Raw genomic sequence first — 22,690 nt, forward strand, 5'->3', positions numbered from 1 at the left:
GGCGAATTTCATCGCGATCGATGTGCAGGTCTTTCGCTTACAGAGAAAAGGATTTTCGGATGTCCCGTTTCGCCTCATTCCCACGGCTGGCCGGTGCTGTTGCATTGGCTGTCGCTGTGCTGGGCGGTTGCGCCCACATTCAACCTCCCGCGCAACCGGTTGCCGTGAACATCGTGGCGATCAATGACCTGCACGGTTATTTACAGGCCAACCCCTACGCTTTCCGCGATGCCAATGCCGAAGGCGGCGTGCGCCGGATGCAGGCTGGTGGCGTGGCAACGCTGGGCGGCATGCTGACGCAGTTGCGCAAGGACGACCCGCAGTTGGTGTTCATCGGCGCTGGCGACCTGGTGGGCGGCAGTCCGCCGCTGTCGGCGATGTGGGCCGACGAACCGACGCTCGAAGCGCTGCGGCACCTGGACATGAAACTCAGCGCCATCGGCAACCATGAACTGGACAACGGCAAGGCCGAATTCCTGCGCCAGCTCAAGGGCGGCTGCGAGTCCTCGCGTCCGACCAAGGCTTGCCAGTTTCGGCCCACCTATTCGGGCAGCGGCTTCCCGTACCTGGCGGCGAACCTGATGGACACCGACACCGGCCAACCGCTGTTGCCGGCGTACCGTATCGAAGAGGTCAAGGGACAGAAAATCGCGTTTGTCGGCGCGGTGCTGCGCGACGTGGCCTCGGTGGTCAGCGCCAAGGGCATGCAGGGCTTGAGTGTCGAGGACGAAGCCGAGTCGATCAACCGGCTGATTCCCGAACTCAACCGGCAGGGCGTCAACGCGATTGTCGCGGTGGTGCACCAGGGCGGCGCGACGCCCGAGCCGTTCGACAAACAGGATTGCTCGCAACTGAGTGGCGACATCGTGGACGTGGCCAAACGCCTGGACCCGGCGGTGGATGTGCTGATTACCGGGCATTCCCACCAAGGCTACTTGTGCAAGGTTGGTCCGTTGCTGGTGACCCAGGGCAATTCGTACGGGCACCTGATGACTCACCTGACCCTCGACGTCACCCCCGGAAAGCATCAGGTCACGCGGGTTCAGGCGACTAACCTGTTGGCCGATCCGGCGCAGTACCCGGCCGATCCGCAGATGGCCGCTCTGGAGCAGGAAGTGCAAGCCCGCAGCAACACGGTGCTGCTCAAACCGGTGGGCGCGATTGCCGCGTCACCCATCACCCGTGCGGCGGATGCGGGCGGCGGGACGCCACTGGGCGACCTGATTGCCGACGCGCAACTGGCCACGGGCGCTGCACACGGGGCGCATGTTGCGTTCATGAACAACGGCGGCATTCGCGGCGATTTCGCCCTGCTGCCCGGTCAGCAACGCCTCAACTACGGGCAAGTGGCGACCGTGCAGCCGTTCAACAACAACCTGATCGCGTTCGACCTCAGCGGCCAGCAGATCGAGCAACTGCTCAACCAGCAATGGAAGGCCGAAGACGACGTCAATGTGCTGCAAGTGTCCAAGGGTTTCAGCTACCGCTGGGACGCCACGCGTCCGCTGGCCAGCCGTGTCGTGCCAGGCAGTATTCGCCTCGACGGCAAGGCCTTGCAGCCCCGGCGCGCTTATCGCGTGGTGGTGAACGGGTTTCTCGCGGACGGCGGCGACCGTTTCACGATATTCAAGCAAGGCGTAAACCGCAGCGACTTGGGCGTGACTGACCTCGATGGCCTGATCGATTACCTGCAACGCATGGATCAGCAAGGAAAACCGGTGGGTTCGGCGCTCAGTGCCGGGCGGATTGTGAAGGTCAACTAACCGGGTCGATCGACTGTTCCCACGCTCCGGCGTGGGAAGGCACCCGGTGACACCAAGCGTCACCGATGGGCTAACGGGAAATAATTTCAAAAAATCGCTGAGGTAAACCCGGACGACATCCGTGTAGTGCTTGAAAGTGCGAGTGATTCGCATCCGTAGCGGTTCTACACACAGGTCGTGAGCAATGAAGTCCAGGGCAAACTCGGTGGCAGGCGGTTCGGTCAAACAATGGTTCGGTGCATCAGCAGTGGCCATTTCGGCGCTGGCCTTGTTGCCGCTGAGCGTGGCGTTGGCGGCGCAGACCGCCGAACAGCACAGCGCGCTGTTCACCTTCAGCATCGCGGCCAAGCCGTTGCCTCAAGCCTTGAGCGACTTCAGCCGGGTCACCGGCATCAGCGTGGTCTACACCGATGAGGCGCCGTATGGCCTCAACGCTGTGGCCGTCAACGGCCAGATGAGCGCCGAACAGGCCCTGCAACGGCTGCTGAGCGCGTCCGGCTTCACCTTCCGCCGCACCGACGCCCGAACCCTGGCCCTGGAGCCGATGCCCACGGCGGGCACCCTGAACCTTGGCGCGACCACCATCACTTCGGTGGCGCAGCAACCGATGACGTATCAACCGCCGTCCACCACCTCGGTGGCGCGCTCATCGGCCTCGCTTCAGGAAATCCCGCAGACCATCAACGTGGTGCCGGCCCAGGTCTTGCGTGACCAGGTGCCGCGCAACCTGGACGATGCGTTGGCCAATGTCAGCGGTATCACCCAGGGCAATACCTTGGGCAATAGCCTGGATGCGGTGATGATTCGCGGCTTTGGCGATAACCGAAACGGCTCGATCATGCGCGACGGCATGCCGCTGGTGCAGGGCCGCAGCCTGGACGCCACCGTGGACCGGGTCGAGGTGCTCAAGGGCCCGGCGTCCTTGCTCTACGGCATCCAGGACCCGGGCGGCGTGGTGAACCTGGTCAGCAAGCAGCCGCAATTGCAGGCCTACAACGCCGTGACCCTGCGAGGTTCGACTTACGGTAACGGCAAGAATGGCAGCGGCGGCGGGCTCGACAGCACCGGCGCGCTCGGGGACTCCGGCCTGGCCTACCGCATGGTGCTCGACCACGAGGACGAGGATTACTGGCGCAACTTTGGCACCAACCGCCAGACGCTGATCGCACCGTCCCTGGCCTGGTTTGGCGAAAACACCCAACTGTTGTTCGCTTATGAACACCGTGAATTCCTCACGCCGTTCGACCGTGGAACCGCGATTGACCCGCGCACCAATCACCCGCTGAACATCCCGAGCGGGCGTCGGCTCGATGAGCCGTTCAATAATCTGGAAGGCCGTTCGGACCTGTACCACTTCCAGGCCGAGCACGAACTCAATGACAATTGGAAAGCTCGTTTCGGCTACAGCTGGAACCGTGAAACCTACGACGCCAGCCAGGTCCGGCTCGTGTCGATCAACCCGGCCAAGGGCACACTGACCCGCAGCATGGACGGCACTCAAGGCGCCATCAGCACCGACCGGTTTGCCACCGTCAGCCTGGAAGGCAAGGTCGATGTCGCCGGCATGCAGCACGATCTGGTGTTTGGCCTCGATGATGAGTACCGCAAGTATTACCGCGCTGATTTGATCCGGCAGAAGAGCCAGTACCCGACCTTCAACTACCAGAACCCGGTCTACGACCGGGAAGTCGCGGGCAGCACGGTCAGCCCGGCCGACAGCGCCCAGACCGACCTGCTGCGCAGTGACTCGCTGTTCCTGCAGGACTCGGTTCACCTGAACGACCAATGGATCCTGGTGGCGGGCGCCCGCTTCCAGGCGTACGACCAGTACGCGGGCAAGGGGCGACCGTTCAAGGCCAACACCGACAGCAACGGCCAGACGTGGGTGCCACGCGCCGGGTTGGTGTATCGCTACACCGATGAGTTGTCGTTCTACGGCAGCTACACCGAGTCCTTCAAACCCAACTCGACCATTGCCCCGTTGAGCGGCAGCACCCAGGTGCTGGATGGCAGCGTGGCACCGGAAGAATCCAAGTCCTGGGAGTTGGGGGCCAAGCTCGACATGCCGGGCTACGTGACCGGCAACATCGCGCTGTTCGATATCAAGAAGCGCAACGTGATGGTTTCCAACTCGGCCGACCCGAACAACATCGTCTACAGCGCGGCCGGTGAAGTCCGTTCCCGAGGCCTGGAAGTGGACCTGACGGGCCAGTTGAGCGAGCGCTGGAGCCTGATCGGCAGCTACGCCTACACCGATGCCGAAGTCACCCAGGACCCGGTCCTCAAAGGCAAGCCTTTGCAAAACGTGGCGAAGAACACCGGCTCGCTGTCGGCGGTCTACGACTTCGGCAGCCTCATCGGCGGTGATCAATTGCGAGTGGGCGCGGGGGCGCGGTATGTCGGTGAGCGGGCCGGCAACGCGGTGGACGATTTCCAGTTGCCGAGTTACACCGTGGCGGACGCGTTCGCCACCTACGACACCCAGCTCGACGGGCAGAAGGTCAAGTTCCAGCTCAACGTGAAGAACCTGTTTGATCGCACCTATTACACCTCGGCGGCGAGCCGGTTCTTTGTGTCGATGGGCGATTCGCGGCAGGTGTCGTTGTCCAGCACACTGGAGTTCTGACGGTTAGCGCAAAAACGCCTGACGGTATTCGCCGGGCGTTCCTTTCATGGCTTGCCGAAAGCGGTTAGTGAAATGGCTGGCGCTGGCAAAGCCGCAGGCCAGTGCGATGTCGCCCAACGGCTGGGAAGTGCTGCGCAGTAACTGCCGGGCGTGGGCCAGGCGTCGGGCCAACAGGTATTGATGGGGCGGCAGGCCAAAGCTCTGGCGAAACATCCGCGCAAAGTGATACTCCGACAGCGCGCACAGGCCCGCCAACTGACCCAGGCTGATGGGGTCGGCCAAATGGTTGTCGATGTATTCGATCAAATGCCGACGCTGGTAGGCGGCCAGGCCACCCTTCAAACGTAAACCCTGGCGCAGGCCAACCTGACTGAGCAAGGTATGGCTGAGCATTTCATGGGCCAGGCTGCTGGTCAGCAGGCGTTCGCCGGGTTCGTTCCAGTTCAGCTGAATCAACTGGCGAAAGCGCCAGGCTTGCTGTGCGTCCTCAAGGAACGTGCTTTCGCGCAGTTGCAGTTCGCGGGGTTCGCGGTCGAGCAAGGTCACGCAGCCGAGGGCAAAGTGCTCGGGGCTGAAGTAAAGGTGCGCCAGGCGGATTTCGCCGTTGATCACCCACGCGGACTGGTGTTCGGCGGGCAGGATGCAGAGTTTGTCCGGGCCGCCCTTGGTGCCGGGTGATTCGCGGCGAAAGGTCCCGGTGCCCCCGGCGATGTAGCAGGACAGGGTGTGATGGCCCGGCGCTTCATACTCTTGGGCGTCGTGATGGTTGCTCCACAAGGCTGCGGCCATGCCGTCACCGAGCTCGGCGCTGTGCTCCAGGCGAGCATTGGGCGAGCGGTTGAGGGCTTGAAAAACTTGCAGGGTTTGCAGTGCGGGCATGATCGTTTCTCCAACGCCTTGCATCCTACTCTGTCACCTTCGCGCTGCCAGCCCATGCGTCTGCAAAAGCGCAAGTTTATGCAAGCGCGTGGCACTGTGGGCGGGGAGACTGCGGGCATTACTCAGGAGTTGCCGTCATGAACCTCTCGTTATACCTGCTCACCGTGCTGATCTGGGGCACCACCTGGATTGCCTTGAAACTGCAACTGGGGGGGGTGGCGATACCGGTGTCGATCGTCTATCGCTTCGGCCTCGCGGCGCTGGTGCTGTTCGTGATGTTGCTGCTCAGCCGGCGCCTGCAAGTGATGAACTGGCGCGGGCACCTGATCTGTCTGGCCCAGGGGCTGTGTCTGTTCTGTATCAACTTCATGTGTTTTCTCACCGCCAGCCAGTGGATTCCCAGTGGCTTGGTGGCGGTGGTGTTTTCCACCGCGACGTTGTGGAACGCCTTGAACGCGCGGGTGTTCTTCGGCCAGAAAATCGCCCGCAATGTGCTGATGGGCGGGGCGCTGGGGTTATTCGGGCTGGGCCTGCTGTTCTGGCCGGAGCTGGCGGGGCATACCGCGAGCCCGCAAACCCTGCTGGGCCTTGGCTTGGCATTGTTGGGCACCTTGTGTTTCTCGGCGGGCAACATGCTGTCCAGCCTGCAACAGAAAGCCGGCCTGAAACCGTTGACCACCAATGCCTGGGGCATGGCGTATGGCGCGGCGATGCTGTCGGTGTATTGCCTGGTCAAGGGCATTCCCTTCGACATGGAATGGAACACCCGTTACATCGGTTCGTTGCTGTACCTGGTGATTCCCGGCTCGGTCATCGGGTTTACCGCCTACCTGACGCTGGTCGGGCGCATGGGCCCCCGAGCGCGCCGCGTATTGCACGGTGTTGTTCCCGGTGGTGGCGTTGAACGTGTCGGCGTTCGCCGAGGGTTATCAGTGGACTGCACCCGCACTCGCCGGGCTGGTACTGGTGATGCTGGGGAACGTGCTGGTGTTCCGCAAGCCGAAACCGGCCGTGATACCGGTAAACAGCAAAATGGCCTGATCGAACAACGCGTCTCAGTGATCGTTCTTCATGACCAGAAAGAACAGCGCGGGCATCAGGAATTCAACGATGCCGCGCGCCCACCCCATGGCATTCCATTGCGGGGAAGTGTCCATGTCGAACCATTCGTTACCGATAACCTGCAAGATGAAGTAGTAAATAAAAATCGCGATCATGAAACCCGCGATGGCGTACTTTTTGGCCTCGTGGAATTCTTTGCGGGGGGCATTGATCTTTCGGTAGAGCTGATAAGTTCCCAATAGGCAACACGCGGTGAAGATGCTTTCCAGGGTCATGATCATCCAGTAGAACCGATGATGCATCATCTCGGAAGTAATGGCCCGATACATCAATGAGCCATTCCCCTGGGTGGTGTCCATGCTGAGGATGTGCCCGACGAACTCATAGTTGGAGGGGTAGTCGGTCAAGTTACTGAATACCACCAGTACTCCAAAAACTCCCACCATTAAAACAATAGTTACTTTGCACCACCTTATCAGGTGGGCCGTGGTCAAAATGTGCATGTCATGACTTCTCCAGAAGTAAGGTTCGCGAGGGGCGAATAACAGGGTCTGGAGTTTATAGTGCAGGTGCTGATGGTGAGCGGGGACTGAATTGCAAGTTATGTCTTCTGCTGTTTTTGTGGAGGGTTTGTGCAGTGTTTCAAGTTTGTCTACTGTCATATATGACAGTAGACGAGTTGCGGGTTCGGACTTACCGTGAGTAACAGGTTTCAATATCGGTAATGGACGAGGGCATGAGATGAACAACGAACAACGTGAGAAAATCGAGGAGATTCGCAGGCTCATCAGTTCCGGAGGGCGTGAGCGCGGCATCCTCAATTCGGCTTATCCGGCGGCGCCTTTCATTCCATTACTTAACGGCACCTCGATGCTGGCATACCGGCTGATTGTCGGTGAGACACTGGCGGTCGTGTTGTCGTATGAAGGGATGAAAGAGGGTGACCGGATTCTGTTTTATTGTGGCGGTGCCACGCCTGGCATTTCCGACTTTGAATGCAGCCTCACGCTGATGGATGGGCGCAGGGTTGAGGTCGATGTGCCAAAGGAATACCTCAAGAGACTGATCAAACATCAAGCCTTTGCCGTCTATTTTGTCAACGGTACGCAGCCGTCGAACTTCACCTACTTTGATGTGATCGAGTAACCGGGAGCGGGGGAAGGCACGTCCGGGTAAGACGTGCCTGAGTGAGTCAGCCCTTCCAGACCTGCGGGTTCACCAGGTTCTGCGGTCGCTCGCCCAGCAGCGCGCTGCGCAGGTTTGTCACTGCGCGGTTGGCCATGGCGTCGCGGGTCTCAACGGTGGCCGAGCCGATGTGCGGCAAGGTGACGGCGTTTTTCAGCTGGAACAACGGCGAATCCGCCAGCGGTTCCTGTTCGTAGACATCCAGCCCCGCCCCGCGAATCCGCTGGGTCTGCAAGGCTTCGATCAACGCCGGCTCATCCACCACCGGCCCTCGGGAAATGTTCACCAGGATGGCACCGGGCTTCATCAAGGCCAGCTCGCGGTGGCTGATCAGGTGCCGGGTTTTGTCGCTGAGCGGCACCACCAGGCACACGAAATCGGCTTCGGCCAACAACTGGTCGAGGCTGCGGAACTGCGCACCAAGCTCCTGTTCCAGCGCGCTCTTGCGGCTGTTGCCGCTGTAGAGAATCGGCATGTTGAAGCCCAGCCGCCCGCGCCGTGCGATGGCCGCGCCGATGTTGCCCATGCCGACGATGCCCAGCGTCTTGCCATGCACGTCGCAGCCAAACAGTGGCGCACCGACACTGGCCTGCCACTGCCCGGCCTTGGTCCAGGCGTCCAGCTCGGCCACGCGTCGGGCGCTGCTCATCAGCAAGGCGAAGGCCAGGTCGGCGGTGCTCTCGGTCAACACGTCCGGGGTGTTGGTGAGCATGATCCCGCGCTCGTTGAAGTAGTTCAGGTCGTAGTTGTCATAGCCCACCGACACGCTGGAAACCACCTCCAGGTTGCTGGCGTTTTCCAGCTGGGCGCGTCCAAGCTTGCGACCGACACCGATCAAACCGTGAGCGTGAGGCAGGGCTTCATTGAACTGCGCGTGGATGTCGCCGTGCTTGGGGCTGGGCACGATCACGTCGAAATCCTGTTGCAGGCGCTCGACCATGTCGGGCGTGACGCGGCTGAAGGCAAGTACGGTCTTTTTCATCGCAGGAAGGCTCGTCAGGCGGAGGGGAATGGTTGGCACGCTAACATTCCCTGTCGGGTTTTTGCGAGGGCCACACTGGATCGCACCAATCCTTACGATCAGTTGGCCAAGCGTGCCCCGCTCAAGCTGCCGCTCAGTTCATAGGCTGTCAGTTCAGCCTGATGAGCCGCCAGAATTTCCGGCAAGGAACCACGCAGGTACTCGACCCAGGTCTTGATCTTCGCGTCCAGGTACTGGCGCGAGGGGTAGATGGCGTACAGGTTCAGCTCTTGCGAACGGTAGTTGGGCATCACCCGCACCAGCGTGCCGTTGCGCAGGCCTTCGATGGCGGCGTACACCGGCAGCACGCCGACGCCCATGCCGCTGATGATCGCGGTTTTCATCGCATCGGCCGAGTTCACCAGGAACGGTGAACTGTTGATGGTGACCATTTCCTGGCCTTCCGGGCCGTCGAACAGCCATTTCTCCAGCGGAATCACCGGGCTCACCAGGCGCAGGCAGGCGTGGTTCAGCAGGTCGCTGGGTTTGTGCGCGCAGCCATTGGCTTTGACGTAGGCCGGGGACGCGCAAACGATGCTGTAGGTGATGCCCAGCCGTTGCGAGACGAACCCCGAATCCGGCAGTTCGCTGGCGAGCACGATCGACACGTCGTAACCCTCGTCCAGCAAGTCCGGTACGCGGTTGGCCATGGTCAGGTCGAAGGTGACGTCCGGGTGGGTCTTGCGATAACGGGCGATGGCGTCGATCACGAAGTGCTGACCGATCCCGGTCATCGTATGCACCTTGAGCTGACCGGCCGGCCGCGCATGGGCGTCGCTGGCCTCGGCTTCGGCTTCTTCGACATAAGCCAGGATCTGTTCGCAGCGCAGCAAATAGCGTTTGCCGGCCTCGGTCAGGGCGATGCGCCGGGTGGTGCGGTTGAGCAAGCGGGTTTGCAGGTGGGCTTCCAGGTTGGAGACCGCGCGCGAGACGTTGGCTGTCGTTGTATCAAGCTGCACAGCGGCGGCAGTGAAGCTGCCGGCCTCGGCGACACAGCTGAAGGCGCGCATGTTTTGCAAAGTGTCCATGGGGTGCTCTCGGGGGCGATAACAAATTGTGACACGAAGTTGCTGCGTCTTTACAGGCGACTAAAGAGGCGACCAAGGGATTATCGCGTTAACGGTAACAAAGATTCACAGGAATCCCGGCTTATCGCCGTCCAGACCCACCCCTAGAATTGCGCCACCGCCGGAACATCAAACCTGTGGGAGCGAGCTTGCTCGCGATGGGGCCATCACAGCCTGCATTGATGTTGCCTGACCCACCGCTATCGCGAGCAAGCTCGCTCCCACAGGGGGCGGTGTCCGTTCCCCAATATTTCGTACCTCCCCCTATTCCAGGAATTTGCAGCAGTGCCGCGTCGCATCATCAGAGAGCTGAAGACTCTCAGTGTCTGGGCTTTATCGTTAGCAATCAGCGGCTGCATCGGAACCGGAGGAATTGCCCCACAAGGCAAGACACTCGCCGCCAATACCTTGGCCACAGACGACGCTATCCAAAGCGCCGCGAAGGACGCGCAGTGGCCCACTGCCCACTGGTGGCAGGCCTATGGCGACTCTCAACTCAATGCCTGGGTCGAACGTGCCGTAGAGGGTAGCCCAAGCATGGCCATGGCCGCGGCTCGCGTGCGTCAGGCCAAGTCCATGGCCGGTGTCGCCGAGTCGGTCGAGTCGTTGCAGGTCAACGGCCAATCCACCCTCAAGCGCCACAACTGGCCCACCGATCAGTTCTACGGGCCGGGCGAGCTGGCCAACACCACCACTTGGGACAACAACGCCGCGCTGGGTTTCAGCTATGCCCTCGACCTGTGGGGCCGCGAACGCAATGCCACCGAGCGCGCCGTGGACATGGCTCACATGAGCGCCGCCGAAGCGCGCATGGCGCAGCTCGAATTGCAGAACAACGTGGTGCGCGCCTACATCCAGTTGTCGCTGCATTACGCGCAGCGGGACATCGTGGCGGCGACCCTCACTCAGCAACAGCAGATTCTCGACCTGGCGCAAAAGCGTCTGGACGGCGGTATCGGCACCCATTTTGAAGTGAGCCAGGCCCAAACCCCGCTGCCGGAAACCCATCGGCAACTGGACGCACTGGACGAAGAAATCGCCTTGAGCCGCAACCAGCTCGCCGCACTGTCCGGCAAGGGCCCGGGGGAGGGCGCACGCTTGCAGCGGCCGACATTGTCGTTGGGTGCCGCGCTGAAACTGCCTTCGGCGCTGCCGGCGCAGTTGCTCGGCCAGCGTCCGGACGTGGTCGCCAGCCGTTGGCAAGTGGCGGCGCAGGCACGCGGTATCGACGTGGCGCACGCCGGTTTCTATCCCAACGTCGATCTGGTTGGCAGCCTGGGCTACATGGCCACGGGCGGCGGCGCGCTGGAGTTTCTGACTGGCAAAAAGCTCAACTACAGCGTCGGCCCGGCAATCTCCCTGCCGATCTTCGATGGCGGGCGCTTGCGCTCGGAACTGGGCGAAGCCGCGGCCGGGTATGACATCGCCGTGGCCAGGTACAACCAGACGCTGGTCGATGCGCTGAAAAGTATCTCTGATCAGTTGATTCGCCGCGAGTCCATGGACAAGCAGCAAACCTTCGCCGCCGAGTCGGTGGCCGCGGCGCAGAAGACCTACGACATCGCGATGATCGCCTACCAGCGCGGCCTTACCGATTACCTCAACGTGCTGAATGCCCAGAGCCTGTTGTTCAAACAGCAGCAAGTGCAGCAGCAGGTTCAGGCCGCTCGGTTGAGCGCCCATGCCGAGCTGGTCACCGCCCTCGGCGGCGGGCTCGGCGCGGGTAACGATGTGCCGGCCGACAGCAAAGTCCAGGCCCCGAAAACCCCGAGTATTTTGAGGTGAACCCAATGTTTCAGGCACGCCCACATTTGTGGCGAGGGAGCTTGCTCGCGCTTGAGTGCGTAGCACTCACAAAACCGACATGGGTTGCCAGAATTTTGGGGCCGCTACGCAGCCCAGCGCGAGCAAGCGCGCTCGCCACAGGATCTCGCCTGTCCCAAGTCTTTTCTCAATGAGCAGGATTTCATGACTCCCTTGCCTGCACCGCTGCGCTGGCTGTACTCCCTTGAATGGCGCCGCGGTTTTTTCGACTGGGCACGCAGTGACGGCGTGACCTGGGTCTACATTTTCAAAGTGTTGATTGCCGCGTTCCTGACCCTGTGGCTGGCCATGCGCCTGGAATTGCCGCAACCGCGCACGGCGATGATCACTGTATTCATCGTCATGCAGCCGCAGAGCGGCCAAGTGTTCGCCAAGAGTTTCTATCGCTTCCTGGGCACCCTGGCCGGCTCGGCGGTGATGGTCGCGCTGATCGCGTTGTTCGCGCAGAACACCGAACTGTTTCTCGGCTCGCTGGCGATCTGGGTCGGGGTCTGCTCGGCGGGCGCGGCGCGTAATCGCAACTTTCGCGCCTACGGTTTTGTGCTGGCCGGTTACACCGCCGCGATGGTCGGTTTGCCCGCATTGGCGCACCCGGACGGCGCGTTCATGGCGGCGGTCTGGCGGGTGCTGGAAATCTCGTTGGGGATTCTCTGTGCGACCCTGGTCAGCGCCGCGATCCTGCCGCAAACCGCCAGTGCGGCGATGCGCAACGCGTTGTACCAACGCTTCGGCGTGTTCGCGCTGTTCGTCACCGATGGCTTGCGCGGGCGCAGTCAGCGCGACACCTTTGAACGGCGCAACGTGGGTTTCATTGCCGAAGCCGTGGGCCTGGAAGGCTTGCGCAGCGTCACTGTGTTCGAGGACCCGCACATGCGTCGGCGCAACGGTCGGCTCAGCCGCTTGAACAGCGAGTTCATGGGCATCACCACCCGTTTCAACGCCTTGCACCAGTTGCTCGAACGCCTGCGCAGCAGTGGCACCGATCACGTGGTGGCGGCAATCAAACCCGGTTTGCAGGACCTGGCCGAACTGCTCGACGGGTTCTCCGGCCGCGCCCTGACCCATGCCGACGCCGCGCGGTTGGCCGCGCAACTGGCAGCTTATAAAGAAGGGTTGCCGGCGCGGGTTCGCAGCTTGCGGGCGATCTTTCAGGAGACCGGGCCGAGCGACGCCGAGCAACTGGATTTCCACACCGCGTACGAGCTGCTGTATCGCTTCGTCGATGAGTTGCACAGTTATGCACAGACCCACGCTTCGCTGGCCGAGCACAGCCACGAACGCGAACAATGGGACGAGCCCTACACCCCGAAAACCAACGGGCTGGCGTCCGCCGCTTCGGGGATTCGCGCCGCGTTCATCCTGATCGTGCTGGGCAGTTACTGGGTCGCCACGGCGTGGCCGAGCGGCGCCACCATGACCTTGATTGCGGCGGCCACCGTTGGCCTGTCAGCCGCGACGCCGAACCCCAAGCGCATGGCGTTTCAAATGGCTTGCGGGACGTTGCTCGGGGCGCTGATCGGCTTCGTCGAGATGTTTTTCATCTTCCCCTGGATCGACGGTTTTCCCCTGTTGTGCGTGATGCTCGCGCCGGTGATCGTCCTCGGTTCGTTCCTCACCTCACGGCCGCAGTACGCAGGCGTGGGCCTGGGCTTGCTGATCTTTTTCAGTACCGGTTCGGTGCCGGATAACCTGACGGTCTACAACCCTTACACCTTCATCAACGACTACATCGCCATGGTGCTGGGCATGCTGGTGTGCGCGGCGGCCGGGGCGATTATTTTGCCGCCCAACAGTCGCTGGTTGTGGCGTCGTCTGGAGCAGGACCTGCGCGGGCAAGTGGTGTACGCCATCAGCGGCAAACTCAAGGGGCTGGCCTCAAGTTTCGAAAGCAGCACCCGCGACCTCGTGCATCAGGCCTATGGGCTGGCGGCGGGGCAACCGCAGGTGCAACGCGACCTGCTGCGCTGGATGTTCGTGGTGCTGGAAGTCGGCCACGCGATCATCGAGTTGCGCAAGGAACAGGCGATTCTCCCCGTGCATCCAGCCTATGCCGAAACCCAATCGTGGCGGCAGGCGATCCGGGTCATGGGGCGCTCGCTGGTGCGGCTGTTCCTGCAACCGAGCCAAAGCAACCTGGAGCGCAGCTTGATTGCGGTCGACCACGCCATCAGCCGCGTCCAGGCCACCGACGAGCCCTTCGCCCCGCACTTTGACACCTCGGCGCTGCGCCGGGTGAAGAGTTACCTGCATTTCATCCGCACCTCGTTGCTCGATCCGCAATCGCCGCTGGCGGCACTCGCCGCCGCTCAAGGACCTGACCATGCCTCGTGAAATCGCCTTCCACGGCGTGTACATGCCGACCATGACCCTGATGTTTTTCATCGCTGCGGCGCTGGCCTGGGCACTGGACCGGTTCCTCTCGGGCTTTGATCTGTACCGCTTCTTCTGGCACCCGGCGTTGCTGCGCCTGAGCCTCTTTACTTGTTTGTTCGGCGCCCTGGCGCTGACTGTTTATCAGTGAGACCGATTCGATGAAAAAGCTCTTCAGCCTGCTTGCGACCTTGTTGGTGCTGGCCCTCGCGATGTGGATCGGCCGCACGTTGTGGGTGCATTACATGAACACCCCGTGGACCCGTGACGGCCGGGTGCGCGCCGACATCATCAACGTGGCTGCCGACGTCACGGGCGAGGTGGTCGACGTGCCGGTACGTGACAACCAATTGGTGAAAAAGGGTGACCTGCTGATGCAGATCGACCCTGAGCATTACCAGATCGCGGTGAAGCAAGCGCAGTCGCTGGTGGCCTCACGCAAGGCCACCTGGGAAATGCGCAAGGTCAACGCGCACCGCCGCGCCGACCTCGACAACCTGGTGATCTCCAAGGAAAACCGCGACGACGCCAGCAACATCGCCGACTCGGCCCTGGCCGACTATCAGCACGCCCAGGCGCAACTGGAAGCAGCGGAACTGAACCTCAAGCGCACTCAAGTGCTGGCGGCGGTGGACGGTTACGTCACCAACCTCAACGTTCATCGCGGTGATTACGCGCGCATCGGCGAAGCGAAAATGGCCGTGGTCGACATGCACTCGTTCTGGGTCTACGGCTTCTTCGAAGAGACCAAACTGCCGCGTGTGAAGGTCGGCGACAAGGCCGATATGCAACTGATGAGCGGCGAAGTGCTCAAGGGCCATGTCGAGAGTATTTCGCGCGGTATCTACGACCGTGACAACCCCGAGAGCCGCGAGTTGATCGCCGACGTCAACCCGACGTTCAACTGGGTACGCTTGGCGCAACGGGTGCCGGTGCGGATACACATCGACGAAGTGCCGGATGGCGTGCTGCTGGCGGCGGGGATTACTTGTACGGTGGTGGTTGGTGAAGAGTAACTTTGCAGCAGGTGTGTTGTTCTTTTTGTGTGCCAATTGTAATGGGGTGTTAGTTAGGGGGTTTGGTTGTTTTGTTATGTGTTAGTTTGCAGGTCGTCACTTTTATAGGTGGCTTATATTGGTTTGTATTTAAGGGTTGGTACTTATCCGGCTATATTTTTTTGGTGTAATAGTATTTTTAAAAAGGATTTTGAAAATGACAAAGCTGATAAATGTCAAGATGGATAATTTTATCAATGGTATTAAAAAGGGCGTGCCGGTGACGCTCGGATTTACCCTTGAAACGGATGGCGCACCACCTCCTGTCGGATCACGTCTGGAGTTCCGGGCATACGAGGGCGTGACCCTGCTGCACGCTTCGATGCCAGTCAAGGGTGCGCAGATGGTTTTTAGACCGGGTTTCTATGACTCCAGCATGATAACGATTACTGATGTGCAAACTCAGGGGTGGAACCCTAAACGCACAGTGACTTTAATTTCCGAAAAAGATTTAAGGTCTTCATCAGTTGCCGAGTTGTGCGCAATTATTTATTACCAGCCGACCCATATGGTGGATCTCTATTGTGCTGTTTTGGCAACGGGTATTGAAGAGCAAGAAATCCAGGTGCGTCAGACGTTTAATGGTGCGTGGCAGGATCAGGCCACTAAAGGCTGGATATACAGTTATGACCTCATTCTAAGATCCACCCGGCACTCGATTGCGCAGTGGAAAGTTTCGAGCGCAGGATTGCCACAGGGCACGAAAATTTACGCCAATCCCTGGCTCGACGTGACGCATGACGGTACAGAGGGGATTATCGAGTTGCGCACGCCCAAGGGGGACAAGTACCTATTGGAGCCGGACACAGACCTGCCTGTTTCCGTTCAACTGCTTTACCCGGTCGCGTCGGGTCAGGACCCGTCATTCCAGAACGTTCCTAATCTGGTTGCCTACCCGCTCTGACAGGGAAGGGTTTGATACAACCAAATTGCCCACATTGATGAAGTGTCGGACGGGGTGCTGCTGGCGGCGGGGATTACGTGCACGGTGGTGAACCAAGAGGGCGTGGAGTAACCCTGTGGCGAGGGGCGCTTTCTGTGGCTAGGGAGCTTGCTCCCGCTGGGGCGCGAAGCGGCCCCAAATGGTCGCAACTCCATTCTGTCAGGTACACCGCATTCTCAGGTTCTACGACGGCTTCGCCGCCGAGCGGGAGCAAGCTCCCTCGCCACAAAAGCGCGTAGCAGTTGTTACGCTGGTGAATCCGGTGGATCGAGGTGATCCAGCGCGCGATTCACCGCCAACTCGGCCAGGGAAATCAGCTGCTGAATTGCCAGGGCGGTATTGCGTTTGGGGCCTTCAAGCTCAAACGCCAGATCACTGGCCATGACATTGGCCGACGCCAGGGTTTCGCAGGCGTGAGCCAGCAGGGTTTCGCTGTCGACGTCGAGGGCAATAACGAAAATGCAGCCGGGACGTCGGTCGGCTAACAGTGCTTTGGTTTCGGGCAGCACCAGGTAGTGATCGAGCGCGCGGTGGGCGGCGGCGTGGAGTTCTTTTGAGTCGAGAGAGGCGTAGGGGGAGGTGCTGTCGGTTTCAGTGGGATTGGGGGTAGCTTTAGACATAGTGATGTTCCAGTGGGTTGAGTCACTCCTATGAAATATCCGGGCTACCACACCCGATCGCTGATTGGCAGCGACCCGAAAAGGTTATCCGTCCCTCATCACCCAGCGCAACCGTCAAAATATGTCGGAACCTTCCTCGGAAGCGCTGGCATTGTCCTTCAAAAAGCGACTCGACATAAACGTTCCTTTTGATGGTTCCCATGCCCGGCAATGGAATGCCTCAATGGACAAAACCCGCCAGTCTTGTGAGAGGTGGCGGGTTTTGTGTTGTTTGGGCAGGGAAACATGCGGTGTTGATGCGGGCCCTAGCCCTTCACAACATACAGGCCAAGTGGTTAATGCCGATCAGTTAGCGTCACTTTTACGAGGAGTGCTTCAGGTTGTTTGCCAGACTCGAGAACCACCCTAACCCTCTCCCCAAAGGGGCGAGGGAACTGACGGCGGTGTTCATTCGAGTGACATCGACCTGAAAGTCCGAGTCGAACTCAGGTTTTGAAAGGCATGGAGATCTGCTCCCTTTCCCCTCGCCCCTTTGGGGAGAGGGTTGGGGTGTGTAAAGGATGTACCGGTCTCTACAGTGAGGGGTGGATTTCGGATCAGAACAAAGCATTCAGACGCTGAGTTTTCTTAACTGACCGGCATTAGGCCAAGCGGTTATTTGTACGCTGTGTTCAGGATGCTGGTGGCCTGATCGATGGTTTGGCCCATGGTCAGGTTGTCGTCTTTCAAAATGGCCACAATCTGTTTGTTCTGCAGAATGTCGATGGCCGGGTTTTTCAGCTGTGCCTGCCGGGCGATGATGATGTAACTCAGCACTTGGCCGCGTGTTTCCATGCCTGGATAAGCCAGTACGGTGGCGATGGATTGTTTGACGAAGTTATAGCGCTCAGCCGACGGCATGCCTTTGAACGTGTCCGGGAAGTCCAGATGGATGTTCGCCGAGTACAGCCCGATGTCTTCTTCCCGTGCCTCGTCATACATGGCTTTTTGAGTGGTCACGGTTTTGCGGAGTTCGTCATAGAGTTTGTCGCCTTGCGCGATTTGCTCAGGCGTCATTTCTTTTTTCAGGTCGTCCGTGTCTGACGTGTCATCCGCGGTGCTCTTGATTCTCGACCAGGCGTAACTGTCGACTAACTTGCCTTCGTTTTCATACAGGCTCATGAGCATGTGCTGCGAGTCCGGGCTGCCGTGGCGTGCGGAGCGCTCCAGCCAACGCAGGGCGAGGGCTTTGTCCTGTTTGGCGCCGCGGCTTGGGTACGAGTAGCTTTGGTACATGCCGAACGCGGCGCACCAGTCATTTTTGGCGGCCGAATAAGCGATGTAGTTGAACGCTTCAGTATTGCGTTGGGCTTCGGTCTTGGACTCGTCCTGTTCGGTGATGGTCGCCAAAAAGCAGAAAGCACGGTCGTGCTTGGGCGCCGCCATGATGAAGCAACTCTTGGCTTCCTGAAGTTCATCGTTGTTAAACAGTCGGCTGCCAATGCCATACAAGATGTCGCTGTCCATGCTCGCGTTGCAGTACTCATTGGCGACCGGTGCAGGCAGTACGTCTTGCAAGGTGAGTGTGGGCAGTGTGTCGTTCAGGCTTTGGTCTTTATCTGCCGGTGGGGTCGCGCAACCGATGAGCAACGTTGCGACGGCCAAAGGTAGAAGGTTGGAGAGTTTCAACGGATATTCCCTGATCTGTATTAAAAACGGTGCGACAAAAGGCCCGAGTGAGGCGCTCAAGGCCAGGTGTTCGGATGGGGCGGGTAATGGTTGAAGGCGAAAAACGCGTGACAGGCGAACGGATCGTCGCTTTATCAGGGGCAGGCAGGGCAATACCGGTTCTGTGAGTCGCTGGCAGTCCCTTACCTGGCGTTTATCGCTGGCGCATCCATTCTCCTTGCGTACCACTGAATCCTGTGTGAAGCGCTGGGCGCTTCAAAGGCGGGCATTTTACTGACATCGAATGGATTGGCAATTTCATCCGGGCCTGCGGCCCGCTTACTCGTTACAGAATGTTTCGTGAAGGTGCCGCCACTTCAACTGCCCAGAAGGCGGCTTTTCAAAGATCGCCGTTGAGTACCGAGCCGTGCGTAACCCTGTTCCATCCGTCTGCGCCTCGCGGTAGCTGACGGTGGCGCCGTTGGCGTGTTGATCGATACCGCGTAACTCGCTGAGTTGGATCGTGAAGCCCGGACGCTTGCCGCCCGCCTGCTGGAACAGTGCAGTCAGGGCCATGAAGTCCAGGGCTTTGCCCATCGGCGTGATCATCGAGAATTCAGGCGAAAAGCGCGTCAACAGATGTTCCAGCGTCCCGTCATTCTGCTGGCTGGAAAACCATTGCTCGATCAACTGATGGGCGTGGATCACTTCATCAAAATACTCGCGGTAGTCGTTCATGAGGTTTTTTCCTGAGGGGGATAAGGGCTGAGAAGCGCCCGTACGGTTGTTGAATCGAAGCGCAAAACGGCGAAGATCGGCAGCAGCGAGAGGAGCGCCGCAACGAGGAAACACCGCTCGAACGCGTGGGGTGATTGAGGGCCGAGGGCGCCGAGCAAGGCACTCAACACCGCCGCACCGAGGCAGAAACTCAGTTGCCGATTGATGTTCCATAGCGCGCTGGCGTGGCCCATGCGTTCAGGGCGAATGTCGAGGAACGCCAGGGTTTGCGCGCTGCTGCTGCACAGGCTGCCGCCCAGCCCCATCAAGGTGTAGGCGATGATCGGCAGCGAGCCTTGCGGCTGATCGATCAGTGTCAGCAGGCCAATACCGAGGCTCTGCAACAGCATGCCGACGACCAGTAGAGGCTTGGGACCGAAGCGGTTGAAACAGCGCTTGCCCGTGACAATCGCCACCGCTGAACCCAGCGCCCAAGGCAACATCAACGCGCCAATTTGCGCCGTGCCAAAACCGAGCTGATGCAGGTACAGCACTGCAATCAGGCTGGTGCCGATGAACACACCGGGTATCAGCAAATACACCAGCATCGCCAGCCGCAGCGAGGGGCTGTTGAGCAGTTGCAAATCGAGGACGGGTGCCGGTTTTCGCCAGCCATCGCGCAGGTACAGCCACAGTGCAACGGCACTCAGCATCAGTACGAGCATGCCGAGGCGACGGCTTGCGGTGTCGCTCAACAGGCTCAAGGCAATCAGCAGCAGGCCCAGGGTCGAGGCGGCGAGCAGCAGGCCACGGGCGTCCAGTGTCGGGCGCTCGGTTGCCGGAGCATCGGCCTTCAGCCATAGCACACCGAGTACAAACGCGAGCAGGGTCAGCGGCACGTTGAGGTAAAACACCCAGCGCCAGGACAGGGCCTGAACAATCAGCCCACCGGCCGCGGGCGACAGCGCTGGCACCAACAACGCCACCGACATCACCCAGGTGGTCAAGCGGCTGCGTTGTTCCGGTGGAAAGTGTCGGAAGGCCAGGGCCTGGCCAATGGGAATCAACAGCCCACCGCTGAGCCCTTGAACCAGCCGCCAACCGATCAGCGTTTCAATCGAACTGGCCTCCGCCACCAGCACCGAAGCGAGGCCGAACAGCAGCAATGAACCGAGGATCAGCCGCCGTTCGCCGAGCCGTGCCGCCAGCCAGACGCTCAACGGAATGATCAGCGTCAGCCCGAGCATGTAGGCGTTGCTGATCCACGCCAGTTCGGTGACCGAGGCGTGCAGTTCGAGGGCGATGTCGGGGTAGGCGATGCTGGCGACAAACATGTTCAGCAGGTCGAGGGCGAAGCCCAGCAAATACACCAGCGCGACTTTGGAGCGATAGGCCATGGCAGCCTCCAGGCAGACAGAGGCGCAGGGTAGGGCGTTTGCGCTGCTGGAGAAACGGTGGTTTGGCTGCTAGTTTGTCAAAATTATTTTGACAAACCTTCGGTGTAAACATGGTCAGCCTGGATCGATTCGACACCTTCAAAGCCGTGGTCGAGGCGGGGTCATTGACCGCTGCCGCCGACTTGCTCGGGCAAACCCGCGCCGTGGTGAGTTTCAACCTCAAGCGTCTGGAAGCCGAACTCGGCGTCACCTTGCTGACCCGCAACACCCGGCAACTGGCGCTGACCGATGCCGGGGAGCGCTTTTACCTGCGTTGCCTGCGGACCCTGGACGAAGCACGACTGGCGATCGAGGAGGCCCGTTCGGAACACACGCAGCTCAGGGGCACGCTGCGCATCACCACCACAGTGGAATATGCGTTGGCCCGGGTGGTGCCCGCGCTGGATGTATTTCGGGAGTTGCACCCGCAGTTGAACATTCACTTGTCCACGTCCTCGACCCACGCCGATCTGATTTCCGAGCGCTTTGACCTGGCGATTCGGCTGGGGCGCATGCTCGATTCCAATCTGCGGGCGGTGCAGTTGTCGACCTTCGAGATTTTCTCGGTGGCGGCGCCGAACCTGATCGAGCGCCATGAGGCTGTCAGCACCTTGGCGGCGCTGGAGCACTTGCCGACGTTGGGGCATGGGCGGGTGAGCGAGTTGACAGTGACGGACCCCGAGGGCGGCGAGCATCTTTATCAACCGGGGCCGGGAAGAACCGCCATTGTTGCGGACAATTCGTCCACGCTGCGGGCGTTCGCGTTGTCCGGGCACGGCGTGGCGATTTTGCCGCAATGGCTGGTTCAGGAAGATCTGGATGCCGGACGCTTGCAACGGTTGTTGCCCGATCATCAGTTCGCCCGGCAAGGGGTCTACGCGTTGTATCCGGATACCCGGCATTTGCCGTTGAAGGTCAGAGCATTCATCGATTTCATGAAGAACCCGCAATTGGGTTGAACATTCTGACGCCATCGCGAGCTTGCTCGCGATGGTGTCGAAGCGGTCTTAAAGTTGTCCGCGCAATCCGAACCGCTTTATCAACCCGGCTTCCAGCAATCCCTTGGGCAGCAACCCCGCCAGCAGCGGCAACGCCCGGCTGCCGTTGCCCAGCCGTAGCAAGCGCGGCGGTTTTTCTTGTTGCGCGGCTTTGAGCAGCCCTGTCGCGAACACTGTGGCCGGGGTCGGGTTGTCCTGCGAGGCCTTGGCCCGGGCGCGAATACCTTCGCGCAACGGCCACCAGGGCGATTGCTCGGTGATGAGCTGCTCTGCTTCAGCGCCTGCATTCTTTGCGAAGCTGGACGCGATGGCGCCGGGCTGGACTTCCATCACCCGGATGCCGAACGGCGCCAGTTCCATGCGTAACGCATCGCTCAAGGCATGCACCGCGGCTTTCGAGGCGCAGTAGGCGCCCGCGAACGGGGTGACCAACACACCGGAGACGCTGCCGATATTCACCACCAGGCCTTTACTGCGGCGCAACACCGGGAACAACGCTCGGGTGACGCCGACCACGGCGAACACGTTGGTTTCAAACTGGCGTTGCATCGCCGGCACGCCGCCGTCGAGCAGCGGCCCCATGGCGCCGTAACCGGCGTTGTTGATCAGCACGTCGAGGCCGCCGTGTTGCTGATTGATGCGTTCGCTCAATTGCTCCAGCGCCGGCCCGTCGTTGACGTCCAGCGGTACCGCCGTGAACCCGGCCGCCGCGAGTATCGCCACATCCTCAGCCTTGCGCGCCGTGGCCCAGACCTCGTAACCGGCGTTTTTGAAAGCGTCGGCCAAGGCGCGGCCGATGCCGCTGGAACAACCGGTGATTAACGCGAGGGGCATGGCGCGGTCCTTGTGCAAGAAAAGGGGGGAAGTGAGGGGTCAGTCAGAGAAACTACCCTGCAAACGCTCGGCGCGAAACTCCAGGGTTTGCGGGCGATAGCCGGAGCGCAGCGGCGGCATCGGCAAACAGTCTTCCCAACTGGCGCCGGCCTGCAATTCGCCGGGGCCGCGATAGCGTGGGGCGGCGTACAGGTTATCGGCCAGGTTCACGGTGTCGCCCGGCGCATAGGCCGCGATCCGCCAGCGCAACTCGGTCAGCGGCACGTCGTTGCCGTTGTTCATTTTCAACTGCAAGGGCCGATCCGCCGGGCAGTGTTCCGGCGCATAGGTGATGCGCAACTCCAGCCGCGCCAGTTGCTTGGCCTCGCGGTTGTCGAGCCACACCACCCAAGTCGCCACGAGCCCCAACCCGATAGCGGCCGCCAGTGAAACCGGCAAGGCCCGGGACGGGTAGCGCAGCAAAAGAATGAGCCAGGTGATGACCAGCAGAACGCCGATGAACATGAAGCCAAACCTCGGGAAGGGGAGGTCCATCCTACCTAAGCGTAGATGGGATTGGCGATGGGCGGGTTTGGTGATTCGGTAAATGGAAGGAGGCAAGTGTGGGAGTGAAAAACGCCCTTTCCCGGACGAGAAAGGGCGT

19 protein-coding genes and 1 pseudogene are annotated in these 22,690 nt (G+C 60.6%); 10 read left to right on the forward strand and 10 right to left on the reverse strand.

Features of this window, described 5'->3' with window-relative positions; translation table 11 throughout:
- The first annotated feature begins 59 nt into the window (after positions 1 to 59).
- On the forward strand, positions 60 to 1,763 hold the full coding sequence (locus AABM54_RS05100; protein ID WP_347904224.1) for a bifunctional metallophosphatase/5'-nucleotidase: 1,704 nt from the start codon (positions 60 to 62) through the stop codon (positions 1,761 to 1,763).
- A 184-nt stretch (positions 1,764 to 1,947) separates the two neighbouring features.
- Entirely contained in the window at positions 1,948 to 4,389 is a 2,442-nt protein-coding gene (locus AABM54_RS05105) for a TonB-dependent receptor (RefSeq protein ID WP_347904226.1), read from the forward strand.
- A 3-nt stretch (positions 4,390 to 4,392) separates the two neighbouring features.
- On the opposite strand, the gene AABM54_RS05110 is transcribed toward AABM54_RS05105, so the two are convergent.
- Complete coding sequence (locus AABM54_RS05110) at positions 4,393 to 5,268, reverse strand: AraC family transcriptional regulator (protein WP_347904227.1); 876 nt, start codon at positions 5,266 to 5,268, stop codon at positions 4,393 to 4,395.
- Between the two features lie 137 nt (positions 5,269 to 5,405).
- Here AABM54_RS05110 and AABM54_RS05115 point away from each other — a divergent pair.
- Positions 5,406 to 6,309: pseudogene (locus tag AABM54_RS05115) on the forward strand (DMT family transporter).
- A gap of 14 nt (positions 6,310 to 6,323) precedes the next feature.
- Here the strand turns inward: AABM54_RS05115 and AABM54_RS05120 are convergent.
- The gene (locus tag AABM54_RS05120; RefSeq protein WP_347904228.1) at positions 6,324 to 7,145 is read right to left on the reverse strand and encodes a DUF2165 domain-containing protein; all 822 of its coding nucleotides are present in this window, start codon (positions 7,143 to 7,145) and stop codon (positions 6,324 to 6,326) included.
- Between AABM54_RS05120 and AABM54_RS05125 the strand changes: the two genes are divergently transcribed.
- The gene (locus AABM54_RS05125) at positions 7,072 to 7,476 is read left to right on the forward strand and encodes a hypothetical protein (RefSeq protein WP_347904229.1); all 405 of its coding nucleotides are present in this window, start codon (positions 7,072 to 7,074) and stop codon (positions 7,474 to 7,476) included. The two genes, AABM54_RS05120 and AABM54_RS05125, sit on opposite strands and share 74 nt — an antisense overlap.
- Positions 7,477 to 7,522: 46 nt before the next feature.
- On the opposite strand, the gene AABM54_RS05130 is transcribed toward AABM54_RS05125, so the two are convergent.
- The gene (locus AABM54_RS05130) at positions 7,523 to 8,497 is read right to left on the reverse strand and encodes a D-glycerate dehydrogenase (RefSeq protein ID WP_347904230.1); all 975 of its coding nucleotides are present in this window, start codon (positions 8,495 to 8,497) and stop codon (positions 7,523 to 7,525) included.
- A 98-nt stretch (positions 8,498 to 8,595) separates the two neighbouring features.
- Positions 8,596 to 9,564: a LysR family transcriptional regulator gene (locus tag AABM54_RS05135; RefSeq protein WP_347904231.1), complete on the reverse strand. Its 969-nt coding sequence runs from the start codon at positions 9,562 to 9,564 to the stop codon at positions 8,596 to 8,598.
- Between the two features lie 324 nt (positions 9,565 to 9,888).
- Between AABM54_RS05135 and AABM54_RS05140 the strand changes: the two genes are divergently transcribed.
- The 5 genes from AABM54_RS05140 to AABM54_RS05160 all read left to right on the forward strand — a co-directional run bounded on the left by AABM54_RS05140 (position 9,889) and on the right by AABM54_RS05160 (position 15,756).
- Positions 9,889 to 11,388 (forward strand): efflux transporter outer membrane subunit, encoded by a 1,500-nt coding sequence (locus tag AABM54_RS05140; RefSeq protein WP_347904232.1) that lies wholly within the window; start codon positions 9,889 to 9,891, stop codon positions 11,386 to 11,388.
- Positions 11,389 to 11,571: 183 nt separating this feature from the next.
- Positions 11,572 to 13,758: an FUSC family protein gene (locus AABM54_RS05145; protein WP_347904233.1), complete on the forward strand. Its 2,187-nt coding sequence runs from the start codon at positions 11,572 to 11,574 to the stop codon at positions 13,756 to 13,758.
- Positions 13,748 to 13,948 carry a DUF1656 domain-containing protein gene (locus AABM54_RS05150; RefSeq protein ID WP_347904234.1) on the forward strand — a complete coding sequence of 67 codons (201 nt, stop codon included), beginning with the start codon at positions 13,748 to 13,750 and terminating at the stop codon, positions 13,946 to 13,948. The genes AABM54_RS05145 and AABM54_RS05150 overlap by 11 nt, the downstream gene beginning before the upstream one ends.
- Before the next feature lie 10 nt (positions 13,949 to 13,958).
- Complete coding sequence (locus tag AABM54_RS05155) at positions 13,959 to 14,813, forward strand: HlyD family secretion protein (protein WP_347904235.1); 855 nt, start codon at positions 13,959 to 13,961, stop codon at positions 14,811 to 14,813.
- Between the two features lie 196 nt (positions 14,814 to 15,009).
- On the forward strand, positions 15,010 to 15,756 hold the full coding sequence (locus tag AABM54_RS05160) for a hypothetical protein (protein ID WP_347904236.1): 747 nt from the start codon (positions 15,010 to 15,012) through the stop codon (positions 15,754 to 15,756).
- Between the two features lie 284 nt (positions 15,757 to 16,040).
- On the opposite strand, the gene AABM54_RS05165 is transcribed toward AABM54_RS05160, so the two are convergent.
- From AABM54_RS05165 to AABM54_RS05180, 4 genes are all read right to left on the reverse strand, one after another.
- On the reverse strand, positions 16,041 to 16,415 hold the full coding sequence (locus AABM54_RS05165; RefSeq protein ID WP_347904237.1) for a DUF6124 family protein: 375 nt from the start codon (positions 16,413 to 16,415) through the stop codon (positions 16,041 to 16,043).
- A gap of 654 nt (positions 16,416 to 17,069) precedes the next feature.
- The gene (locus AABM54_RS05170; protein ID WP_347904238.1) at positions 17,070 to 18,083 is read right to left on the reverse strand and encodes a sel1 repeat family protein; all 1,014 of its coding nucleotides are present in this window, start codon (positions 18,081 to 18,083) and stop codon (positions 17,070 to 17,072) included.
- 318 nt (positions 18,084 to 18,401) lie between these two features.
- Positions 18,402 to 18,800: a DUF4440 domain-containing protein gene (locus AABM54_RS05175; RefSeq protein ID WP_347904239.1), complete on the reverse strand. Its 399-nt coding sequence runs from the start codon at positions 18,798 to 18,800 to the stop codon at positions 18,402 to 18,404.
- Positions 18,797 to 20,176 carry an MFS transporter gene (locus tag AABM54_RS05180; RefSeq protein ID WP_347904240.1) on the reverse strand — a complete coding sequence of 460 codons (1,380 nt, stop codon included), beginning with the start codon at positions 20,174 to 20,176 and terminating at the stop codon, positions 18,797 to 18,799. Before AABM54_RS05180 ends, AABM54_RS05175 begins: the two co-directional genes overlap by 4 nt.
- A 110-nt stretch (positions 20,177 to 20,286) precedes the next feature.
- Here AABM54_RS05180 and AABM54_RS05185 point away from each other — a divergent pair, with 110 nt between their 5' ends.
- Positions 20,287 to 21,174, forward strand: coding sequence for a LysR family transcriptional regulator (locus tag AABM54_RS05185; protein WP_347904241.1), 888 nt, complete (start codon positions 20,287 to 20,289; stop codon positions 21,172 to 21,174).
- Between the two features lie 48 nt (positions 21,175 to 21,222).
- On the opposite strand, the gene AABM54_RS05190 is transcribed toward AABM54_RS05185, so the two are convergent.
- The gene (locus AABM54_RS05190) at positions 21,223 to 22,047 is read right to left on the reverse strand and encodes an SDR family oxidoreductase (protein ID WP_347904242.1); all 825 of its coding nucleotides are present in this window, start codon (positions 22,045 to 22,047) and stop codon (positions 21,223 to 21,225) included.
- Between the two features lie 39 nt (positions 22,048 to 22,086).
- Positions 22,087 to 22,551 carry a multidrug transporter gene (locus AABM54_RS05195; RefSeq protein ID WP_347904243.1) on the reverse strand — a complete coding sequence of 155 codons (465 nt, stop codon included), beginning with the start codon at positions 22,549 to 22,551 and terminating at the stop codon, positions 22,087 to 22,089.
- Between the last annotated feature and the right edge of the window lie 139 nt (positions 22,552 to 22,690).

The sequence above is a fragment of the Pseudomonas purpurea genome, assembly GCF_039908635.1.
In the GTDB taxonomy this organism is placed as follows: domain Bacteria; phylum Pseudomonadota; class Gammaproteobacteria; order Pseudomonadales; family Pseudomonadaceae; genus Aquipseudomonas; species Aquipseudomonas purpurea.

Excerpts from the sequence above, each read along its gene's own strand:
- AABM54_RS05185 (WP_347904241.1), top strand. The coding sequence starts at position 20,287 with ATGGTCAGCCTGGATCGATTCGACACCTTCAAAGCCGTGGTCGAGGCG.
- AABM54_RS05110 (WP_347904227.1), bottom strand. The coding sequence starts at position 5,268 with ATGCCCGCACTGCAAACCCTGCAAGTTTTTCAAGCCCTCAACCGCTCG.
- AABM54_RS05195 (WP_347904243.1), bottom strand. The coding sequence starts at position 22,551 with ATGTTCATCGGCGTTCTGCTGGTCATCACCTGGCTCATTCTTTTGCTG.
- AABM54_RS05130 (WP_347904230.1), bottom strand. The coding sequence starts at position 8,497 with ATGAAAAAGACCGTACTTGCCTTCAGCCGCGTCACGCCCGACATGGTC.
- AABM54_RS05100 (WP_347904224.1), top strand. The coding sequence starts at position 60 with ATGTCCCGTTTCGCCTCATTCCCACGGCTGGCCGGTGCTGTTGCATTG.
- AABM54_RS05150 (WP_347904234.1), top strand. The coding sequence starts at position 13,748 with ATGCCTCGTGAAATCGCCTTCCACGGCGTGTACATGCCGACCATGACC.
- AABM54_RS05175 (WP_347904239.1), bottom strand. The coding sequence starts at position 18,800 with ATGAACGACTACCGCGAGTATTTTGATGAAGTGATCCACGCCCATCAG.
- AABM54_RS05160 (WP_347904236.1), top strand. The coding sequence starts at position 15,010 with ATGACAAAGCTGATAAATGTCAAGATGGATAATTTTATCAATGGTATT.
- AABM54_RS05190 (WP_347904242.1), bottom strand. The coding sequence starts at position 22,047 with ATGCCCCTCGCGTTAATCACCGGTTGTTCCAGCGGCATCGGCCGCGCC.
- AABM54_RS05165 (WP_347904237.1), bottom strand. The coding sequence starts at position 16,415 with ATGTCTAAAGCTACCCCCAATCCCACTGAAACCGACAGCACCTCCCCC.
- AABM54_RS05120 (WP_347904228.1), bottom strand. The coding sequence starts at position 7,145 with ATGCCGCGCTCACGCCCTCCGGAACTGATGAGCCTGCGAATCTCCTCG.
- AABM54_RS05180 (WP_347904240.1), bottom strand. The coding sequence starts at position 20,176 with ATGGCCTATCGCTCCAAAGTCGCGCTGGTGTATTTGCTGGGCTTCGCC.
- AABM54_RS05135 (WP_347904231.1), bottom strand. The coding sequence starts at position 9,564 with ATGGACACTTTGCAAAACATGCGCGCCTTCAGCTGTGTCGCCGAGGCC.
- AABM54_RS05105 (WP_347904226.1), top strand. The coding sequence starts at position 1,948 with ATGAAGTCCAGGGCAAACTCGGTGGCAGGCGGTTCGGTCAAACAATGG.
- AABM54_RS05155 (WP_347904235.1), top strand. The coding sequence starts at position 13,959 with ATGAAAAAGCTCTTCAGCCTGCTTGCGACCTTGTTGGTGCTGGCCCTC.
- AABM54_RS05145 (WP_347904233.1), top strand. The coding sequence starts at position 11,572 with ATGACTCCCTTGCCTGCACCGCTGCGCTGGCTGTACTCCCTTGAATGG.
- AABM54_RS05125 (WP_347904229.1), top strand. The coding sequence starts at position 7,072 with ATGAACAACGAACAACGTGAGAAAATCGAGGAGATTCGCAGGCTCATC.